General features: G+C 57.7%; 18 protein-coding genes. All 18 read right to left on the bottom strand.

Annotated elements, in window-relative coordinates:
• Positions 1-318: 318 nt before the first annotated feature.
• Positions 319-936, bottom strand: a complete 618-nt coding sequence (locus tag BOO69_RS20345) for a TetR/AcrR family transcriptional regulator (protein WP_071974204.1) — start codon at positions 934-936, stop codon at positions 319-321.
• A 100-nt stretch (positions 937-1,036) separates the two neighbouring features.
• Entirely contained in the window at positions 1,037-2,644 is a 1,608-nt protein-coding gene (locus BOO69_RS20340) for a GMC family oxidoreductase (protein WP_071974203.1), read from the bottom strand.
• 31 nt (positions 2,645-2,675) lie between these two features.
• Positions 2,676-4,121 carry a coniferyl aldehyde dehydrogenase gene (locus BOO69_RS20335; RefSeq protein WP_083545782.1) on the bottom strand — a complete coding sequence of 482 codons (1,446 nt, stop codon included), beginning with the start codon at positions 4,119-4,121 and terminating at the stop codon, positions 2,676-2,678.
• Between the two features lie 176 nt (positions 4,122-4,297).
• On the bottom strand, positions 4,298-5,458 hold the full coding sequence (locus BOO69_RS20330; RefSeq protein WP_071974202.1) for an ABC transporter substrate-binding protein: 1,161 nt from the start codon (positions 5,456-5,458) through the stop codon (positions 4,298-4,300).
• Between the two features lie 20 nt (positions 5,459-5,478).
• Positions 5,479-7,299, bottom strand: a complete 1,821-nt coding sequence (locus BOO69_RS20325; RefSeq protein ID WP_071974201.1) for an AMP-dependent synthetase/ligase — start codon at positions 7,297-7,299, stop codon at positions 5,479-5,481.
• On the bottom strand, positions 7,290-8,090 hold the full coding sequence (locus tag BOO69_RS20320) for an ABC transporter ATP-binding protein (protein WP_379862613.1): 801 nt from the start codon (positions 8,088-8,090) through the stop codon (positions 7,290-7,292). Before BOO69_RS20320 ends, BOO69_RS20325 begins: the two co-directional genes overlap by 10 nt.
• Complete coding sequence (locus BOO69_RS20315) at positions 8,053-8,820, bottom strand: ABC transporter ATP-binding protein (RefSeq protein ID WP_071974199.1); 768 nt, start codon at positions 8,818-8,820, stop codon at positions 8,053-8,055. The genes BOO69_RS20320 and BOO69_RS20315 overlap by 38 nt, the downstream gene beginning before the upstream one ends.
• Complete coding sequence (locus tag BOO69_RS20310; RefSeq protein WP_071974198.1) at positions 8,817-9,896, bottom strand: branched-chain amino acid ABC transporter permease; 1,080 nt, start codon at positions 9,894-9,896, stop codon at positions 8,817-8,819. The genes BOO69_RS20315 and BOO69_RS20310 overlap by 4 nt, the downstream gene beginning before the upstream one ends.
• 4 nt (positions 9,897-9,900) lie before the next feature.
• On the bottom strand, positions 9,901-10,782 hold the full coding sequence (locus BOO69_RS20305; protein WP_071974197.1) for a branched-chain amino acid ABC transporter permease: 882 nt from the start codon (positions 10,780-10,782) through the stop codon (positions 9,901-9,903).
• A complete protein-coding gene (locus BOO69_RS20300; protein WP_071974196.1) occupies positions 10,779-11,897 on the bottom strand; it encodes a CaiB/BaiF CoA transferase family protein in 1,119 nt (372 codons plus the stop codon). The genes BOO69_RS20305 and BOO69_RS20300 overlap by 4 nt, the downstream gene beginning before the upstream one ends.
• Positions 11,898-11,906: 9 nt before the next feature.
• Positions 11,907-12,677, bottom strand: coding sequence for an SDR family NAD(P)-dependent oxidoreductase (locus BOO69_RS20295; RefSeq protein ID WP_071974195.1), 771 nt, complete (start codon positions 12,675-12,677; stop codon positions 11,907-11,909).
• A gap of 11 nt (positions 12,678-12,688) precedes the next feature.
• Entirely contained in the window at positions 12,689-13,828 is a 1,140-nt protein-coding gene (locus BOO69_RS20290; RefSeq protein ID WP_071974336.1) for an acyl-CoA dehydrogenase family protein, read from the bottom strand.
• An 11-nt stretch (positions 13,829-13,839) separates the two neighbouring features.
• Positions 13,840-15,078 carry a thiolase family protein gene (locus BOO69_RS20285; protein ID WP_071974194.1) on the bottom strand — a complete coding sequence of 413 codons (1,239 nt, stop codon included), beginning with the start codon at positions 15,076-15,078 and terminating at the stop codon, positions 13,840-13,842.
• A 13-nt stretch (positions 15,079-15,091) separates the two neighbouring features.
• Positions 15,092-15,874: an enoyl-CoA hydratase/isomerase family protein gene (locus BOO69_RS20280; protein ID WP_071974193.1), complete on the bottom strand. Its 783-nt coding sequence runs from the start codon at positions 15,872-15,874 to the stop codon at positions 15,092-15,094.
• Positions 15,875-16,412: 538 nt separating this feature from the next.
• Positions 16,413-17,672, bottom strand: coding sequence for a TRAP transporter large permease (locus BOO69_RS20275; protein ID WP_071974192.1), 1,260 nt, complete (start codon positions 17,670-17,672; stop codon positions 16,413-16,415).
• 3 nt (positions 17,673-17,675) lie between these two features.
• Positions 17,676-18,080 carry a TRAP transporter small permease gene (locus BOO69_RS20270; protein ID WP_133065754.1) on the bottom strand — a complete coding sequence of 135 codons (405 nt, stop codon included), beginning with the start codon at positions 18,078-18,080 and terminating at the stop codon, positions 17,676-17,678.
• 93 nt (positions 18,081-18,173) lie between these two features.
• Positions 18,174-19,217: a TRAP transporter substrate-binding protein gene (locus tag BOO69_RS20265; RefSeq protein WP_133065753.1), complete on the bottom strand. Its 1,044-nt coding sequence runs from the start codon at positions 19,215-19,217 to the stop codon at positions 18,174-18,176.
• Complete coding sequence (locus BOO69_RS20260; protein WP_071974189.1) at positions 19,204-20,121, bottom strand: GlxA family transcriptional regulator; 918 nt, start codon at positions 20,119-20,121, stop codon at positions 19,204-19,206. The genes BOO69_RS20265 and BOO69_RS20260 overlap by 14 nt, the downstream gene beginning before the upstream one ends.
• Positions 20,122-20,133: the final 12 nt, after the last annotated feature.

The raw sequence follows: 20,133 nt of genomic DNA, 5'->3' as shown, positions 1-20,133 counted from the left end.
CCCTGTTGTGAAATGCTTTTTACAAGCTGATTTTTGTTACAAACCGTGGTGACTGGAAAGACGCAGGACGTTCCCGATTTCCTAGCGCAAACCACGAACAGCAGCTATCTTCTCATCCGAGATCTGGCTAACTTCGTGACGAATTCAGCTCTATTAGCCGAACGTGACGATCCCTATTCGAAACTCGGCAGTTGGAGGGTTGTATTTCGCCGGTACGACGGCGTCCTTTTCGAGAAATGCATGGAACACTCCTTCAGCTCAACGATCCCGGTATCAATATCGGTAAAGCTGTTTCCCGAAAGATGAAGGCAAAATTTATTATTTCCTGGGCTCAATGCCCGAGAACACGATTTTCAACAATTGATCTGCAATCTCAGCTTCGCTCTTGTCGCCCTCAGGCGAATACCAGAATGCCATCTGATTGAAGGTCGAGAACAAAACATAGGCGACATATTTGGCTTCGCAGGGCGCGATCGAGCCTTCCTTCACACCAGCGTCGATCAATCCTTCTACCGCTTCCTGTCCCTTTTCCATGATCTTGCGCATCTTGGCCTTGTTCTCGGGGCCCAGATGCTTGTTGCCTTCGCGGATCAGGGCATAGCCGTAATCGCCGGTGCAAATCGTGGCGTAATTCTGGAAATAGGCACGCACCCTTTCAATCCCCGAAAGGGCGAGGTCGTTGACCCGCTCGAATATGTCCATGATCAGTTCAAGCGAGATTTCGACACACTGCAGCAGGATATCTTCCTTGTTCTTCACGTAATAATACAGCGCGGGTTTCGAGACATCGAGCAGGTCGGCCAGATCATTGATAGAGGTTTCGGAATAGCCCTTGGTGGTAAACTCATGTGCCGCAGTGTCGAGCAAAACCCGGCGTTTCAGCTTCTGCTGACGCTTGGAATCCTTGGTCTTGCGGCCCCAGCTGATCTCGTTCACGGCGTCCTCGCTTCGTGCTTGTTGGCGCAGGCATATATATGAATTACGCGGGATCGAAAAGCCGCCCCCGGGAATGGTGGTTTCCCGGGGGCGAGGTTTGTCAGGCGGCTGCGTCCTGCTTGATCATGTCGGCGGCTTTTTCACCGATCATGATACAGGTGGCGTTGGTGTTGCCGTTGATGATCTCGGGCATGATCGAGGCGTCCGCCACCCGCACATTGGCCAGCCCCCGAACCTTGAGCCGGGCATCGACCACGGCCATGTCATCGCGGCCCATCTTGCAGGTGCCGACCGGGTGGTAGGCGTGGTTGACCTCGGCGCGCAGGAAGTCGTCAATCTCGGCATCGGTGTCGAGGTAACGCTTGGGGTATAGCGGCTTGGCGATCTTATCCTTGAGCGGCGGGCCGTGAAGGATTTCCTGGGTCACCTTGAAGGCGTTGCGCATGTCCTTGAGGTCATCGACATGATCCAGAAGGTTCAGGTCGATATTGGGTTCGGACCCCGGATTGGCGTCCTTCAGCGTCAAACGCCCCCGGCTGCGCGGATGGCCGATATTGACGATCATGGTAAAGCCCCACTTGATCATCGACATGTAGTCATGGGCGTGGTTGCGATAGGGCAGCGGCACCATGTGAAGCTGGAAATCCGGGTTGTTCTTGCCCGGCTCAGACCGCAGGAAGCCACCCGCCGCCGTGGGCGGATTGGCGAGCCAGCCCTTGCGCTTGGTGAAATACTGGTAAAACGCGGCAAGGTTCTTGAGCGTGCCCAGCGGGCCCAGCGAAATACCGGTGCGTTTCTTCGACTTGAACACGAACATCACATCCGGATGATCATGCAGGTTTTCACCCACGCCGGGCAATTCGTGCTGCACCGTGATGCCGTGCTTTTCCAGCTCGTCGCGCGGCCCGATGCCCGAGAGCATCAGGATTTGCGGCGAGCCGAAGGCCCCGCCGCTGACGATGACCTCCTTGCCCACCTCGACCCGCTTGGTCTGGCCGTCCTGGTCGTATTCGACCGCCACCGCGCGGCCGTCTTCCATGACGATGCGGCGCACCGTGGCCTTGACCTGAATATCCAGGTTCTTGCGATCCATGATCGGATCGAGATAGCAGAACTTGACCGAGGCGCGTTCGCCGTTCTTGGTGGTGAACTGGTAGATGCCCAGCCCTTCGCGGTTGGCGCCGTTGAAATCGGCGGTCTTGGGGTAGTCCAGCTTTTCCCCCGAGGCGAGGAAGGCCGAATAGAAATCAAAGGACTCGTCGCCGTTGCTCACATGTAGCGGTCCGCTATCGCCGTGATAATCATCCGCGCCGCGTTCATTGTTCTCGGCCTTGCGGAAATAGGGCAGCACCTCGTCGTAGCTCCAACCTTCGTTGCCCAGTTCGGACCAGCGGTCATAGTCGCCGGACTCGCCCCGGATATAGACCATGCCGTTCATGCCCGACGAGCCGCCCAGCATCTTGCCGCGCGGGTGATAGAGCGAGCGATTGTTCAGCTTCTTCTGCGGCGCGGTGCGGAAGCGCCAGTTCAACTTGTTGATCTTGTAGTCCTGGATCAGCCCGGCGAACATGCCGGGGATCGAGACGAATTTGGAGTTCCCCGGACCGCCCGCTTCCAAAAGCGTGACGGTGGTGTTGGGGTCTTCGGATAGACGGGCGGCGACAACCCCTCCCGAGGATCCTCCGCCGATGACGACATAATCTGCCATTGTTACTCTCCCTGTTATCTATGTGTCTGTGTCAGACGATTTTCTTCATCACCGCCAAGAGCGTGTCAGTCAGCTTGCCGTAAGGCGGGTTGAGCAGGTCGGCCGAATTCAGCCGCGCCTGCCGGAAGACCGGCTTGTGGGCGCTGAAACTGTCAAACCCGGCCTTGCCGGTGTGGGTGCCCATGCCGCTGGCCCCGATGCCGCCAAAGGGCAGCTTTTCCTGGAACACGTGGAACAGGGTTTCGTTGACGCACATCCCCCCGGCCCAGGTGTTTTGCAGCATGTATTTTTCCTTGGCGCGGTCATGGCCGAACCAATAGAGCGCCAGCGGGCGGTCATGGCTGTTGATGTAATTCGTGACCTCGTCCAGCCTGTCATAGGTCTTGATCGACAGGACCGGGCCAAACACCTCTTCCTGCATGACCGTCATGTCCTCGGTCGGGTTGATCACCATGTTGAGCGGCAGGACACGGTTGTTGGTGCTGCCTTCGCCGCCATCCGGGTTGACCGTGACCACCTTTGCCCCCTTGTCACGCGCGTCTGTCACCAGATTGCGCAGGCGGTCGTAATGGCGGTCCGAGACAATGGTGGTGTAGTCCTCGTTGCCTTCGAGCTTGGGGAAGAACTTGGTAAAGCCCTTCTTCATGTCCTCGACAAACCCGTCGAGCTTCTCGGTCGGGACAAAGATGTAATCCACCCCGATACAGGTCTGGCCACAGTTCAGCACCTTGCCACGCAGGATCGAGTTGACCGCCTTGGACGGATCATAGCTGTGGTCGATGATCGCCGGGCATTTGCCGCCCAGTTCCAGCGTGATCGGCGTCAGGTTCGGCGCCGCCGCCTGGGCAATCTTGCGGCCCACGGCGGTGGAGCCGGTAAAGATCAAATGATCGAACGGCAGTTCGGCGAAGGCGTTGCCCAGGTCCGGCCCGCCGGTGACGATGGCCAACAGGTCCTCGTCGAAATTGTCCGACACGAGGTTGCCCAGAAGCTCGGTCGTGTGCACCGTCACCTCGCTGGGCTTGATCATCATCCGGTTGCCCGCGGCCAGCGCGTGCACGGCAGGCAAAAGCGCGATGGCATAAGGATAGTTCCACGGGGCGATATTGCCGATCACGCCCAGGGGTTGTGGCATGATCTTGCTTGTGGCGGGCAGCGAATGCAGGGTGGTGCCCACCCGGCGCGTGCGCATCCAGCGGCGCAGGTGCCGGCGGGCGTGTTTGGCCCCCGAGATGACGAGCATGAGATCGGCCAGTGTGGTTTCGCGCACCGAACGGTTGCCGAAATCCTTGTCGATGGCCTCGCAGATGTCGTGCTTATGTTTTTCCGTCAGGGTCAGCAGCTTTTCGATATTGCCGCGCCGTTCCTGATAGGACGGGTAAGGGTTGGCGTTCGACGCCGCCTTCTGGCGGGCAAAAAGCGCCTTGAGATCGTCGATGGACGTATCCGGGACGATGGGTGTCGCATGCGAATTCATTGTGTTTCCTTTCTGTCCGAAAGGCCGACCGGCAGGGGCATCTGGGCAAGCCTGGAGAACCGGCTAGCGGGTTGGGCCGTGGGTCGCGCGCGCGTTGGCGCTGCAAATCGAACTGTTACAGGCTTGATGCCGGGGGCCTCACACCGATTGGCAGAGGCCCCCGAAAGGGAGTGGGATCAGTAGTCGAGCCCGCGCGCCACAACTTCCCAGGCGCTGTTGTTGACCTTGGCCATGATAAAGGTATCCGAGCCCTGGTGGTCATCGGCCGAGAAGCTGACCGGTTGACCGCCGATCGGGTCTACATAGCCTTCTATCGCCTCGGTGGCCGCAAGGAAGTTTTCGGTGGTCAGGTCTTTGCCTGCCTCTTGCAGCGCCTTAATTGTCAGATCGGCAAAGATGTAGCCAAGCTGCGCCTGCGGTTCCATTGCCTTGCCGTGAGTGGCTTCATAGGCTTTGAGAATCCGCTTGGCTTCACCTTCGGCATTAGCGGCGGACTCATAGACGAAGGGCGCGACAAGGTACAGGTTCTGCATAGCGCCACCGGCAGCCCCAGCCACGGCATCCATGTAGGGCACCATTCCGGTCACGAAGATGGGCTCGAAGCCCAGTTTCTTGGCGGTGGCCACGGTGATGATCGTGTCCCGCACCGAGGTGGACAGGAAGACGATGTCACAGCCTGCGTTCTTCAGTGTGGTCACCGACGAGGTCAGGTCGGTCTCGGTGGCGGAATGTTCCGTTTTGGCGACGATCTTCATCCCATATTCGGCCAGTTGATCCTCGACCCCGTGGGTCATCTCCTCGCCCGCTTCATTGGCGATTTGCGCAACGCAAGGCGTGGAATAACCGCCATTTTCGTAGAAATAGGCGGCCGCAGCCCTGAACTGCTCATAATAGCTGCGGAAAAAGCTATAGACCATTGGGTTCACCGGATCGGTCATGACCTTTGAGGCGGTCAATGGGTACATGTTTGGCACCCCGGCGTTGAACTGAGTTGGCATCACGGCAAGGTTTTGCGGAGTGCCAAGGGCACCGATGATTGCAAAAACCTTGTCCCGGCGGATCAGCTTGTTTGCTGCCTGCACCGCGCGCGGCACTTGGTATTGCATGTCCTCGATGACAATCTCGATCTTGCGGCCATGCACACCGCCCGCTGCGTTGGCTTCATCGATACGCATGCGCATACCATTGGCACTGGGCACGCCCCAAACGGCCAGTGGCCCGGAAAGGTCGGTATACGATCCCAGTTTGATACTGTCGGCGCTCACCCCTTGGGTTTCCGCCAGTGCCGGTGTGCCCAGAAGGGCAGCGGCACTCAATGCTGCGATAAGTTGTTTCATGTTCTCCTCCGTTGGTTGATTCAGTACATGCTCGCGATCAGATCGCCGTACTTCTCCTCCACGACCTTTCTCTTGAGCTTCATGGTTGGTGTCAGTTCCTCGTCATCTGCTGTCAGAAGGATGTCTATCAGGCGAAATTTCTTAACCTGTTCGACGGACGCAAAGCCTTTGTTGACGGATGCGATTTCCTTATCGATCAGTTCTTCGATAGCCGGGTTGCGGCATAGCGATTTGTAATCGCTAAAGGGGATGCGCTGTTCCTGGGCGTATTTCTCGACATTTTCCTGGTCGATCATGATCAGCGCTGTCAGGAACTTGCGCTTGTCTCCTATGACAACAGCGTCGGAGATATACGGCGAGAATTTTAGCTCGTTTTCCATCAATGACGGCGTGATGTTCTTACCGCCCGCTGTGATGATGATGTCCTTTTTCCGGTCAAGAATGAACAGATCGCCATTCTGATCCAGCTTGCCGATGTCACCGGTATAGACCCAGCCATCAAGAACGGTTTCATCGGTTTTTTCAGGCGCGTTGTGATAGCCCGAGAAGTTGCTGCGCGCGCGGACAAGTATTTCACCATCCTCAGCGATTTTTAACTCCACGCCGCGGAAGGCTCGCCCAACCGATCCGATGGGGGATTGTCCTGGCACCGTAGCGGTGATGATCCCGGTCTCGGTCTGGCCGTAAGCTTCTTGCACGCTGACCCCAAGCGTCTGGAACCAATTCAATAGGTTGGGTGAGATCGGCGCCGCGCCGGACAGGATGGTGTGGGTCCGGTTGATACCCAGTTCAATGCGGATATTGCGCAGCACGGCATAGTCTGTGAGTTTTGCCGCCATTCGCGTGAGGAAAGAGCCACCGCCAGCCTGCACCTTTTCATTCAAGCGCAGTGCCAAGTTATAGGCCTTTCGACCCAAAGGCGTGCCTTCCTGCATGATGAAATTGATGCGGGAATAAAACTTCTCCCATACGCGTGGCACGGCGAAGATGGCCGTGGGAGCAACCTCTTGAATATCCTTTGCAAAAGTCTCGCCGCTTTCGGCAAAGTTAATGACCGAACCATAGCGGATCGGGATCGCCACCGAGATAATCCGCTCCGCCGCATGGCATAACGGTAGAAAGGTCAGGAACTCGTCCCCCGGACCAAAGGGCAGGTCCGGCGAATTGTCGGCCTGTGACAAGATATATCGGTTCGACACCTGTGCCCCCTTGGGGTTGCCGGTGGTGCCCGAGGTATAGATCAGGATCGCGAGATCTTCGGGCAGACCCGCGTCGATGCGCTTGTCCCATTCGACCTCCAACCTGGCACGGTCCTCATCGCCCAGCGCCAGAAATGCCTCCCATGACATGACCTTGGGGTGCGAAAAACGGCGTAACCCTTCCATGTCGTAGACCACCACATGTTTCAGGTAGGGCAGCTTTGTTTCTTGTTCGAGGAACTTATCAAGCTGCTCCTCATCCTCGACAAACAGAACCTTGGCCTGGCTATCGTTGAGTTGAAACGCCATCTGGCGTGACTGCAATGTCGGGTAAAGTCCGTGACAGACGCACCGAATACCCTGAGTTCCCAGGTCGGTGAACACCCATTCCTTGTTGTCTTCACTGATGATCGCGGCGACATCGCCGGTTTTCATCCCCAGGGACAAGAGCGCCACTCCAACCTGCCGGGCGCGGTCGTAATAATCTGCCCAGCTATAGGCTCGCCAGATACCAAGCTCTTTTTCGCGCATGGCAATGGTATTGCCTCGCGCGAGGCAATTCTGGCGAAACAGCTTGGCGAAGGTGTCGCAGCCGTCGATTAAAACGGTGGGCGGGTTCCAGTTCACAGTTTCTAGCGCCATGTCTTTTTCCCTTTCCAGCGACGTTCTTCGCGCACGCCTTCGTCCTTCACGCCGAGGTAGAACTCTTGGATGTTTTCGCTGGCCAATAGGCGATCGCGGTCGCCTTCCATGACGATGCGCCCGGTCTCCATCACGTAGCCGAAGTCGCAGGTTTCCAGCGCCACGGCGGCGTTCTGTTCTACCAAAAGCATAGTCACGCCTTCCTCGCGATTGATGTGTTTGATGATGTCGAAAATCTCGCCGATCAGACGCGGGGAGAGGCCGAGGGAAGGTTCGTCCAGCAGCATAAGGCGTGGCTTCTGCATGAAGGCGCGGCCAAGCGCCAGCATCTGCTGCTGGCCGCCGGACAGATAGGCCGCCTGTTTGTCGATAAAGCTGCGCAGGTCCGGGAACCAACCCAGCACCTTTTCGAAATCCTGTTGCACCGCTCCCCTATCCCGGCGGCAATATGCCCCCAGCATCAGGTTGTCGCGCACAGACAAGAGCGAGAACACCTCGCGCCCCTCGGGTACATGGGCCACGCCCATTCGGGCGACCACGTCAGGGTCTTGCGAGGAAATCTCGTTCCCATCGAGCTTGATCGATCCTTTGAAGGGGTCCAAGGCGCCCGAGATGGTTTTCAGGATCGTGGTCTTGCCCGCGCCGTTTGAGCCCATGATCGACACGATTTTGCCCTCAAGCACGGACAGGCTTACCCCGCGGATCGCCATGACCCTGCCATAGAATGTTTCAACGTTTTCCAGTTTTAATAGATCAGTCATGGCCGGTCCCCAGATAGGCGTGTTGAACATCCTGATTGTCCTGAACCTCGGCGGCCGTGCCTTCCGCCAGAAACCGCCCCTCGGCGATAGCAAGCACCTTATCGGACACTTTGTTCACCAACTTCATGTCGTGCTCGATCATCACCACGGTAATGCCGAGGTCTGCTTTGATATCCTCGATCCAGAAGGCGATGTCGGCGGTTTCCTCGGTGGTCAGACCACTGGACGGTTCATCCAGCAACAACAGCTCGGGTCCGGCGACCAAAGCGCGAGCAATCTCGATCTTTTTGCGGATTCCATACGGCAGATCAGACACGCGAGCGTGGCGATGTGCCTGAAGATCAAGGAACTCAATCACTTCCTCGGCCTTGCGGCGATGCGCCAGTTCCTGCTCCAACTGCCCACCGGCAAAAAAGAGCTCGCGCAGAGGTTTGAAACCATCCCGGCTGTGGCGACCAATCAGCAGGTTTTCGAGCATTGTTGCATGTTCGAACAGCTCGATATTTTGGAAGGTCCGAGCAATGCCGCGGCGCACGATCTGGTGCGGCTTGGCCGAGAGCAGGCTTTCACCACCCAGCCGAACATCGCCCGCTACCGGGTCGTAGATCCGGCAGATCAAGTTGAACACCGTGCTCTTGCCCGCACCATTCGGACCAATGATGGTATAGACCGTATCCGGCTCGACCGAAAAGGACAGGTTGTCCACCGCCTTCAAACCGCCAAAGGTTAGGGTAAGGTTTTCAACTTCCAGCCAGCTCATCTCAGACGCTCCGTTTTGAGGAAGGTTTTCTGACGCTGGAAGCTGCGTCGCTTGTACATCGGGAAGATGTTGAAATAGTGGTGGATCTTGAGCCAACGACCATAAAGCCCGTCTGGTTCGAACAGCATGAACACCACCAGGATTAGGCCAAAGGCAAGGCTATCAAGCCCGCTGGACGCAGCTACGCCCGCGGGCAGCAGCACCTTTATCCAGCTCAGAACCGTTGGGAGCAGCATGATGAAGAACGCGCCAAAGACGGCTCCATGAATGGTGCCAAGGCCACCCACGACGATCATCAGCAAGAGCCGGATCGATTCCCCCATTCCGAAACTCTCCGGGCTGAGAAAGAAAAAGGCATGGGCCAAAAGCGTGCCCGCCAGACCGGCCAGTGCGGCAGAAAGGAAGAAGGCATAGGCCTTGAAGAAGGCAATATCGACACCAAGACCCCGAGCCGAAACTTCGCTATCGCGGATCGCAATCATCGCCCGACCGCTACGCGAGCGGGTGAGGTTTCGCACCAACAAGAGCACACCTACGAACACTCCGAGATTGACGAAATACTTCTGCCAGCTCTCGAACAGCTCGACGCCAAAGATGGTGATTTCTGGAACGGGCATACCGCCGTGACCACCGGTGAAATCCCCTCCTGACCCGATCAGGCGCTCGATGATGAGCGCAAAGGCCAGGGTCGCAATGGCAAGATAAAGTCCATGCATCTTGGAGCAGATCCGACCCAGCGCTAGCCCTGCAATGCCGGAGATCAGCGCGGCCAAGGGCACTGACAAGAGCCATGGCACACCGTAACGTGTCATCATGATTGTATGGGCATAGGCCCCGATAGCGACAAAGGCCGCGTGGCCGAAACTGACTTGTCCCGAGAAGCCGGTAAGGATCATCAGGCCCAGACCAGCAATGGCGTAAATGTAAACGAAACTGAGTTCGTCCAGATAGTAGCCATCGACCAAGAGCGGCATCAGCAGCGCCACCGCAAGGAAACCCAGGTACCAAGCAGCCTGTGCACCGTCGCGAAAAAGTCGGATGTCCTGTTCATAGGATTTTCGGAAGGTAATACGCATCGGATCAGACCTTTTTTTGGTGCATCTGGGAAAGCAACCCTTGCGGACGAACCAGCAGCACTGCGAACATGATCACATAGGCCCCAACGCCCTTGAGCGTCGGGAAGGCGGTGTCGAAGAATGGCTCGGCAAAACCAATAAGCAAGCAGCCAAGCACTGCGCCTGGGATCGACCCGAACCCACCGACGATGGCCCCTGCAAAGGCCTTGAATCCGATGAATCCTATCTGCGTGGACACCAGCGCAATCGGACCGAGAAGAAGCCCGGCCAGCGCGCCGAACATTGCGGCTAGAGCCCATATTGAAGAGGTCAGCCGCTTGACCGGCATACCCATATAAAAGGCAGCCAGTTGGTTGAGCGACAATGCCTGCATCGCAATGCCGACCCGCGAGAAGCGGAAAAAGAGGAAGAGAGCCAGTGACAAGAGCGCTGCAGCCAGGATGGCAATCACGTGATCCCAGCCGATGATCACACCCGTAAGGTCAATTGTACCGGGCATCATCGAGGGCAGTGAGAAACTGTCGAACCCCCAAAACATCCCCGCCAGCGCGCGCAGCACGATGCCGGTGGCCAGCGTCAGGATAAAGACGACAAAGACCGGCTGTCCGGTCATCCGTCGGATCACCAGCGCGTCATAAGTATATCCGATGCCCCCTAGCACGGCGATGGCCAGAAGAAAGCCAAGCCAGAATGGCATTCCCCAGAGCACGATAAACTGGAACCCGAAAAAGGCCCCGAGCATCATGAACTCGCTTTGGGCAAAGTTGATTTGTTCTGTGGCCTTGTAGATCAGCACAAGGCCGATCGCGATAAGGCTGTAAAGACTGCCCTGCGCCAAGCCAATAATGGCAAGCTGCATGACATCCGCGAAGTTGAGGCCGGTCATGAGGCAACACTCCAATAGGACAATATTTCGGTAACGGTCATCTCTCGCGCGCCGGCGGCAGTCGGGGGCGCAGCTGGGGTTCTGGAAAACCTCGGAGCAGGAGCGGGCTGGATAACGCCGTCAACATCGACGAATGTGCAGCGCGCCTTGTTTTGTGGGTGATCAGGTGCTTCAGACATCGAGAGAACCGGGGCAAAACAGGCATCGGTTCCTTCCAATATGGCGCACCATTCATCGCGGGTCTTGCTGGCGAAGACTTCAGTCAAGCGTTCCTTTTTCAAAGTCTGCGTTGTAGAGGTATACTGATCTTTGAACACCGGATCATTTGTGAGGCCCATGCGCTCAAGGAATTCGGCATAGAATTGCGGTTCGAGGCAGCCCAGCGCGACATACTGTCGGTCCAAGGTTTCATAGCAGCCGTACCAGGCCATACCTCCATTCAGGAAGTTCGAGCCCCGTTCATTGTCGTTCCAGAAACCGGCGGACAAGAACCCATACTGCATCGCCATCATCAGCGCCGATCCGTCGGTCATCGCGGTGTCGACGACCTGTCCTTGCCCGGTCGCACGTGCATGTGTCAGGGCGGCCAAGACTCCAACGCTCAGCATCATTGCCCCACCGGCCAAATCGCCGACGACGTTCAGCGGTACCGTTGGGGGTGCGTCTGCATCGCCCACCGACCAGATAGCCCCCGACAGGGCGGCATAATTCAAATCATGTCCTGCTGCCTGCGCCAGCGGGCCGGTCTGTCCCCAGCCAGTCATCCGACCGTAGACCAGTGCGGGACTGCGCCCGAGCACCTCGTCCGGGCCAAATCCTAGCTTTTCCATAACGCCGGGACGAAAGCCCTCGATCAGAATTTCGGCCCGCTCCAACAATTGCCAAAGGGCCGCCTGCCCATCATCTGTCTGCAAATCCAGCACCACCGATCGGCGCGAGCGGTCGTAGATGTTAAACTTTTCCTTGATCGGGAACGGATACTTCTGCCCTGGGCGTGCAACTCGCACCACCTCGGCTCCGAGATCGGCAAGATGCATGGCAGAAAATGGAGCGGGTCCAAGCCCGGCCATCTCGACCACACGCACACCTTTTAGTGGACCACTGCGAAGTTGCATACGCCTACCTCACCGCGCTTTCAGGCGGGTAGCCGCGTCCACGCGCAGGGTCTCGCCGTTGATATAGGCATTTTCGATCAGGAAGGCGCAGGCATGAGCGAATTCCTCCATTCGCCCGACCCGTTTGGGCGCTTCGCAACTCTCTATCAGGCTGTCGATTACCTTTTGGTCAAAGGACATGACCATAGGCGTGCCGAACAGTCCCGGCGCGATGGCATTGACGCGTACGCCGTAACGGCCAAGCTCGCGCGCGGCAGGCAAGTTCAGCCCGATGACACCGTTCTTGGAACTTGCATAGGCCGCCTGCCCGATCTGCCCCTCATAGGCAGCTCCGGAAGCAACGTTGATCAAAACGCCGCGTTCCTCTCCGTTCTCGAGATCGTTCTTGGCCATCTGCGCGGCGCATTTCGACAGCATATTGAAGGTGCCGACAAGATTGATATCAATGGTCCGGCGGTAAGCATCAAGCGAGGTGGCATTGCCATCGCGTTCGATGATCTTGCTTGGCGCAGCGACGCCCGCACAGTTGATGCAGACGTGCACCGTGCCGAATTTCGCAACCACTTGTGCGATTACTGCCGCCGCCTCTTCGTCGCTGGTCACGTCCAGCTTGGCAAACATGGCCCGCTCACCCAGTTCCGCAACGAGCGCAATGCCCTCCTCGGCATTCAAGTCGCAGGCCACGACATTGGCCCCGCGCCCATGCATGTAACGCATAGTCTCGGCTCCGAGGCCCGAGGCGCCGCCAGTGATTATGATAGTCTTTCCCTCAATCTGCACGATGTGATCCTTTAGAATGCCGAGATGCCGGTCAGCGACCGCGCAATAATGAGTTTCTGGATTTCCGTGGTCCCATCCGGGATCGGCCCGATCAGCGATTCTCGAGCCAGGCGTTCGATGATGAAGTCCTTGGTCACGCCGTTGCCGCCATGGATTTGCAAGGCATCACGCGCGGCGGTTATAGCGATTTCGGTGCCATACCACTTGGCCATGGCGCATTCGGCGTCACAGCGCTCGCCCGCGTCGATCATCGCCCCTGCCCGCAGGGTCAACAGGCGGGCAGCGTCTATCTTGGTGGCATTGGTGGCGATCTTGTCGGCAATCAGCTGGTGCCCAGCGATCAGCTTGCCGTGCTGGCTGCGTTCCCGAGAATACTTAATGGCCTCATCATTGGCGCGGCGGCCCACGGCATAGCCCCAAACAGCCATGTGACAACGGGCACGCTCAAAGACCACAAGCGTCTGGCGCAAGGCCTGACCGGCGTCACCAATGATGTTACCGACCGGCACCCGCACATCGTTGAGGAAGACCTGCGCCGTGGATTGACCATTGAGCGCGATTTTCTTGATATCGCGAGTCTCGAACCCATGCTCCTCGCGGTCAATCAGGATATGACTGAGCCCTTCCTCAGTGCGGCAGGTGCAAATGAAGATGTCGGCAAAGCGCCCGCTGGAAATCCAAGTCTTCTCTCCCGAGATCACGTAATAATCGCCATCGCGAACCGCCTTGGTTTTCACTGCGGCCACGTCCGAGCCCACGTCCGGTTCCGAAATGCCGACACTGGCAAATTTCTTGCCTGACAGCAGGTCCGGCACATAGCGTTCGCACAATTCCGGCGGCGCAAGGCGGATCAACAGATCGGCAGCCACAACGTTGATCAACAGCGGCACGGCCAGATCAAGCGAGGAATAGACCACCTCTTCGAACAGCATCAGGTGCGTCACCCAATCCATGCCGTAACCGCCATGTTCTTCTGGATGTGGTGCGGTCAGCACCCCGAACTCGGAAAGCTGCCCGGCCCATTCCCGGAATTTCTCATCCGGGATAACCTGATCGTCGTACTTACGAATTTCCGGCTCAAGCTTCTCGTCAAGAAACCGGCGCAACCCGTCCACGGCCGCCTGTTGTTCTTCTGTTTTGCGGTACATAATCTTGCCCTCCCTTAGCGTGCCAGCACGGTGATTGCCGCCACGGCCTCTTCCAACCCGACAAGCCCGCCGCCATTCTCGGCCACGGCCACTTGGGCGCCTTCGACCTGTCGCGCGCCGCATTCGCCGCGCAACTGGCTGACCAACTCGTAAATTTGCCCTAACCCTGTCGCCCCGATCGGATGGCCCTTGCTTTCAAGTCCGCCCGAAGGGTTAACGGGCACGCGGCCCCCAATGCAGGTTTCGCCTCGCTCCGAGGCCGGGCCGCCTTCGCCCAACTCCACCAGGCCAAGGTTCTCAATCTGGATAATTTCGCCCATGGCGGTAGCATCATGCACCTCAGCCACCGACACATCCGAAGGCGAAATACCTGCAATCTCATAGGCATCGCGGGCCGCGCGGGCGGTGATATGATTAGTAAAATCTTCAGCCATCCGGTCGCTCCCGGTACGGATGATCGAAGCTTTCACCTCGATCGCTCGATGGCGAGAGAGACCAAGACGTTTAAGCCCCTCTTCGCTCACCAGAACAGCAGCTGCGCCACCATCCGAGATTGGAGCGCACATGGGCAGAGTCAGAGGATAGGTGATCGGCGGAGCGGCCAGCACCTGTTCAACTGTATAAGGGTCGCGGTATTGCGCTTTTTCGTTATGAACCGAATGGCCGTGGTTCTTAGCCGCCACAGCGGCAATCTGCGTCTGCGTCGTACCAAAATGCTTCATATGCAACCGGCAGAATGCCGCATAGACATCCATGAAGACGCTGTAAGGTTTAGGCGATGTACTGCCTTCAGGCACCTCAACGCCTTCACCCAGCGCTAGAAGCTGCGCCTTGGTTGCCTCGACTGCGGAAATGTCCCACGCCCCATCAAAGACGCTGAACATCCGCTCACGGTCAGTCGAAAACATCTTCTCGGCCCCAACGGCCAAGACAATGTCGCTGTCACCGGCGCGCAGGGCCTGGTTGGCCAATGAAAACGCCGTCGCTGCACTGGCACATGCATTCTCGACGTTGACCACCGGGATGCCTCCGATGCCCATGGCGCGCAGGGCAACCTGACCGGGAACCATCAACTGACCTTCCATGTGGTTCTGGGTGGCGTTCGAAAAATAAGCACCCTGCAGGTCAGACTTTTGAACACCTGCATCGTTCAGCGCGGCATCAACCGCCTCTTGTGTCAGGGATTTCACAGTGCTGTCGGCCTGCTTGCCCATCCGGGTCATGCCCACGCCGATGACATATGTCTTGGTCATAAATTTCTTTCCCTTATTGACCGGTGAAGACCGGTTTACGTTTTTCAGCGAAGGCCTCGAGGCCCTCCTTGATATCGTCCGACCGAAAATGATTGCGCAGCGTTTCCAATTCGAGCTGCAGCGCACCAGATTGCGACATTTCCATCGACTGATTGGCGACCGACTTCATCCGCCGCAGTACCAGCGGACTTTTGGCAGCGAGCTTCTCTGCAAACTCCTGCACGCGATCGTCCAGCGTATCGTCAGCGACAACTTCCTGCACAAGACCCATCTCCATCAGGCGGCGGGCCGGCAGCGCATCGCCAGAAAAGAGCAGATACTTGGCGTTGTTCAGCCCGATGCGCTCGGGCAGAACCGCAGCGCCACCAGCACCAGGAAAAACTCCGAAATTCGAATGCGCGTCGCCGATCCTGGCACTTTCACCGGCAATCAGCACATCGCAGCACATCGCCAGCTCCAACCCGCCAGCCATCGTGATCCCGTTCAGCCCACCAACCACGGGCACCGGCAGATTACGCAGGCGCTTGAACAATTGCGCAATCGCATCAAGAAAATCGCGTTTTCCGCGCACCCCGAGGGTATCGAGTACTTCTTTCAGATCCGCACCGGCACAAAATGCCGAACCCGTTCCAGTAATGACCAGGGATCGCACCCCGTCATTACCCTCGACCCAGCTTAGCGCATCAGCGAGCTCATCAATCACATCGAACGACAACGCATTCATCTGCTCAGCATGCGACAGCCGGATCGTGGCAACACCATTGATCTCATTCACTGCGATTGTTTCGTACGCCACGTCTGTCCTCCCCGTCTTGATTATTTATTAATTACCAGTCGGTAATATAAATCAATAGAAAAATTTCCCTCAAAAAACCAATGAGTTACGATGATTCCACCACAAGACGATGGTGTTTTACGGACTCCAATGATCTTCGGAGTCCTGACGATTTCCGATTCGAAAGACCGATTTTTTAGTGATGGTGCCGCGGGCGAACCGCGAACTATTGGCGCATAGCCTTGGCACTGGTCATATCCCCGACCCGCTGAATCCGTCCTGAACCAACTTTGCATGTTGGCACACGTGCGACACATTTCACGTGGCCTGCGTTTTCAGCGATGAAGACATCACTGACTTCGGCGGAACTGCACTCTTCAGAGCCCCATTGTCGCCATTGCAGAAGCCTGCAACACCGACTTTGACCGTTGCAGAAGGAAGCCATGCCGACGTTGAAGACGATCTAGAGAAGATCGACGAAAGCAGTCGCTGACACTCGGTCTCCACACAGTTCAGACAGGCCAATCTGGTCGCTACGTGGCGCTCGAAACACTTGGCCTCAACGAAGCAGCCAAAGCGAAATTCCCGGAATGAACGTAACCATCATCAACACCGTCACGATCAGGGCCATGAACGGCAAGACCGAAAGGCAGATTTCCGAGAACTTCTCGCGGAAGGCCGTTGTCGCAACGAAGAGGTTCAACCCGATGGGCGGGGTCAGGAACCCGATTTCCAGGTTGATGACCATCATCACCCCGAAATGGATCGGGTCGATGCCATAGCTCATCGCCGGAACCAGAAGCAGGGGCGCCAGGATCAGGATGGCCGAGATCACGTCGATGAAACACCCGATCACAAGCAACAGAAGGTTCACCGCAATCAGGAAGGCGATTTTGCTTTCGGTGATCGAAGTGATCCACATAGCCAGCTCGTGTGGCACGCGTTCGATGGTCAGCACCGACTTCAGGCTGAGCGCCACTGCTATGATCGGAAAGAGCATGCCCAGCATCACGGCCGTATCCAGCGTGGTCTTGCGAAAATCCGCGAAGCTGAGTTCGCGGTGAATGAAGGCTTCGACCAGGAGCCCATAAGCCAGCGCCACAGCCGCCGCCTCGGTCGGAGAGAAGTATCCGCTATAGATCCCCCCCAGAAGGATCACCGGCAAAAGCATCGACCAGATGCCCTCTTTCAAGGCAATCACAAAGGCCGGCAGATCAAAGGATTTCGACGGCAGATGCCGATTGACCCAGAACGAGTACCCAGCCAGCACCGCCGTCAGCAGGATACCCGGTCCGATGCCCGCAATGAACAGGTCGGCAACGCTTTTTTCCGTGACAAGCCCATAGACAATCAGCGGGATTGAAGGCGGGATCACGATCCCAAGGGTTCCCCCCGAGGTGATCGCTCCAAGGGAGAACCGTTTCGAATAACCCGCCTCGCGCAGGGCCGGATAGAGGATTGCGCCAACAGCCAGCAGAGTGACGGGCGACGACCCGCTGATTGCGGCGAACAGAGCGCAGGAAAGCACCGTCGCCACCCCCATGCCCCCGGGCAACGGGTCGGTGGCCAGCATCGTGACCCGGATCAGACGTTTTGCGATTGACCCGCGTGTCATGATGTTCCCGGCAATCAGGAACATCGGGATCGCCAGCAAGAGATCGTTGTCGAGGCTGATCCACATGTCCTCGACCAGGTATTCCAGCCGTCCATCCCCCCAGACCAGGTGGACATAGGCCACCAACGCCAAGAGCAGGACAACCGCGTTCATCCGGAAGAACAGGCAGGTAAAGACCAGGGCAAGAAGACCAGCAACATCCATGGATCAACGGTCCTGCGATTTGGATTTCAGAATGGGTGAAACACAGAAGGCAAAATGCCTGAGTGCCGATGACAGGAATGCATAGGGAATGATCAACTGGATCGGCCACAGCAGGAAATAAAGTACGGCGGCCCGATCGCCCGCGGCGCGGGTTTGGCCCACGAAATAGATTGCGTATCCTGCCAGGAACAGGAAAAACAACCCTGACAGCAGGTCTCCGATCCGATCAAACATCGCGCCCCGGCGGCCGGTGATGAGGTGATCGAATATCTCGGGCCGAAGATGGGCATTGTGATGGGTGGCCAACACGAGGCCCAAAAACCCGGCCACGATGGCGACATAGACCGCCACGGTCTTGATACCCAAAACCGAGATGCCGAACAGCTCGCGTCCGATGACATCGCCCATCAGGAGGATCGCCACGCAGCTATAGGCCAGCGTGGCGATCGCCCCTTCGATTGTGGTCAGTATGTCAATCGTGCGCTTCAAGACTGCCAGCCATCAGTTGGTGCAGGCAGCCTTGGCGGCCTGAACCCGGTCCCAGACTTCGGCGGCATTACCACCCATTTCCGAAACGATACGTGCCTGTGCAGCGGGGGCGACGGCTTTCCAGGCGGCCAGTTCGTCGGCGTCGGGATCATGCACGGTCAGACCTGCCCCCTTGATCTTGCCGATCAGCGCACCTTCCGCACCGCGGATGGCGCCCCGCAGGCCGTTCATCGCTGTGGCCGCTTCAATGACCCAGCCCATTTCCTGCTCGCTCAACCCCGCGGCGGTTTTCTTGGACATAGCCACAAGGCCCACCTGGTAGACATGGTTCGTCGTGGTCACGAAGGGCGCTTCCTGGGCGTATCCCACGGCAATGCCAAAGACGGTCGGCCAGGTCACTGCCGTGACGCTTCCGGTCTTCAACGCAGGCATCGTGTCAACACCGCCCAGCGGCACGGCAACCCCGCCAGCCTCTTCCATGAACACCGAATCCGGAATGGTCGGCGCGGTACGGATCTTGGTCCCGGCAAGATCGGCTGGGGTCTTGATCAGCGACTTGGAGAAGATGATCTGCTGGCCAACCTCAAAGTCCGCCAGTGGAACGATGCCCGCAGCATCAAGCTCCGCCCCGAAGGCGTCGCGCATATGTTTGTCATAAACGCAATCCGCCTGTTCAGGGCTATCAAAGATGTAGGGCGCCGACATCAAGGAATACTCGGGTACCAGTAGCGATATCGCCGTGTTGGACACGGCCACGATATCGACCCGGCCCCGGGCTGCCTGACGGACCATGGTCTGCTCGTCACCCAACTCCTGGCTCCAAAAGGGCGTGATGGTCAGCTCGCCACCCGACAATTCCGCGGTTTTTGCGGCAAAACCTGCAAGGAACTTGCCCCAGGGCGACCCCTCGGGGGCGGCTGTGCCCAGGCGCAGGGCGCCCGCGTCGGCAGCTGCGGCAAGGCTCATGCTCAGCATCGCAGCAACGGCCGTTTTGGTGAAAAGTTTCATTGATTTTTCCTTCCTGTTTTGGTTTGCCGCCCTGTCACGCGACAGCACGGCCTAGTTCATCTTCGGCCTCTTGGGACCGTTCGCTGAACAGGCTGAACCGTTCCCGGTATTCGCTGGGTTTGAGACCAACGAATTTCTTGAAAAGGTTCCTGAAAAAGGCGGTGTCGAAATAGCCAACATGGACGGCCACCGCCTCGACATTCATGTTGGTTGTCTCCAGCAGCATGCGCGCTTCTTCCACGCGCACCCGCTGCAGGTAATGCGTTGGCGGCAGACCGGTTGCGGCCTTGAATCGTCGTTTGAAGGTCCGGTCCGCCAGGGTCGAAGCCTCGATCGCGCCGGGCAGGACATCCTGCGCGGCATATTGCTCGTCGATCCACATCTGTGCTCGCGTAATCGCGCTGTCACCATGGTCGATCTTGGGTTGCCATTCGGAAAACGGAAGCTGCCCACTGCGTTGACCGAATATCGTATAGGCCCGCGCCGTCTGGGCCGCGACCAACGGCCCGGCCTCTTGCGAGATGATCTGGATCACCAGGTCCTGCCAACAGGTGCCGCCGCCTGCGACCCAGATCCGCTCGTCCTCGCCAACACGATAAACCGCCCGATCAAAGGAGAACCGGATTTGCGGATAAAGTTGGCTCAGTGACTCGGCCATTGTCCAATGGGTTGTTACCTCGTGCCCATCAAGCAGCCCCATTTCGGCCAGCAGGATGCCCCCCGACGAAATGCTGCATATGGTGGCACCACCGTCATATAGTCGTTGAACCCATTTCGTCATCTCTTCAAAGCCAGTAACGCCAAACCCCCAATCGGGGCCCAGTTTCCACTGGGCAATGAAGGTCGGCAGGATCACGTAATCCGCTTGCTGGATGTCCTCGAGTGCATGATCCGCCCGGGTTTTCAAACCCCAATAGGTGTCCAGCTCACCCGCCTGCAACGCCACTGTCACTGTACCCTAATT

The organism is Sulfitobacter alexandrii (assembly GCF_001886735.1).
Taxonomy (GTDB): Bacteria; Pseudomonadota; Alphaproteobacteria; order Rhodobacterales; family Rhodobacteraceae; genus Sulfitobacter; species Sulfitobacter alexandrii.
This window is presented reverse-complemented; position numbering and strand designations above follow the sequence as displayed.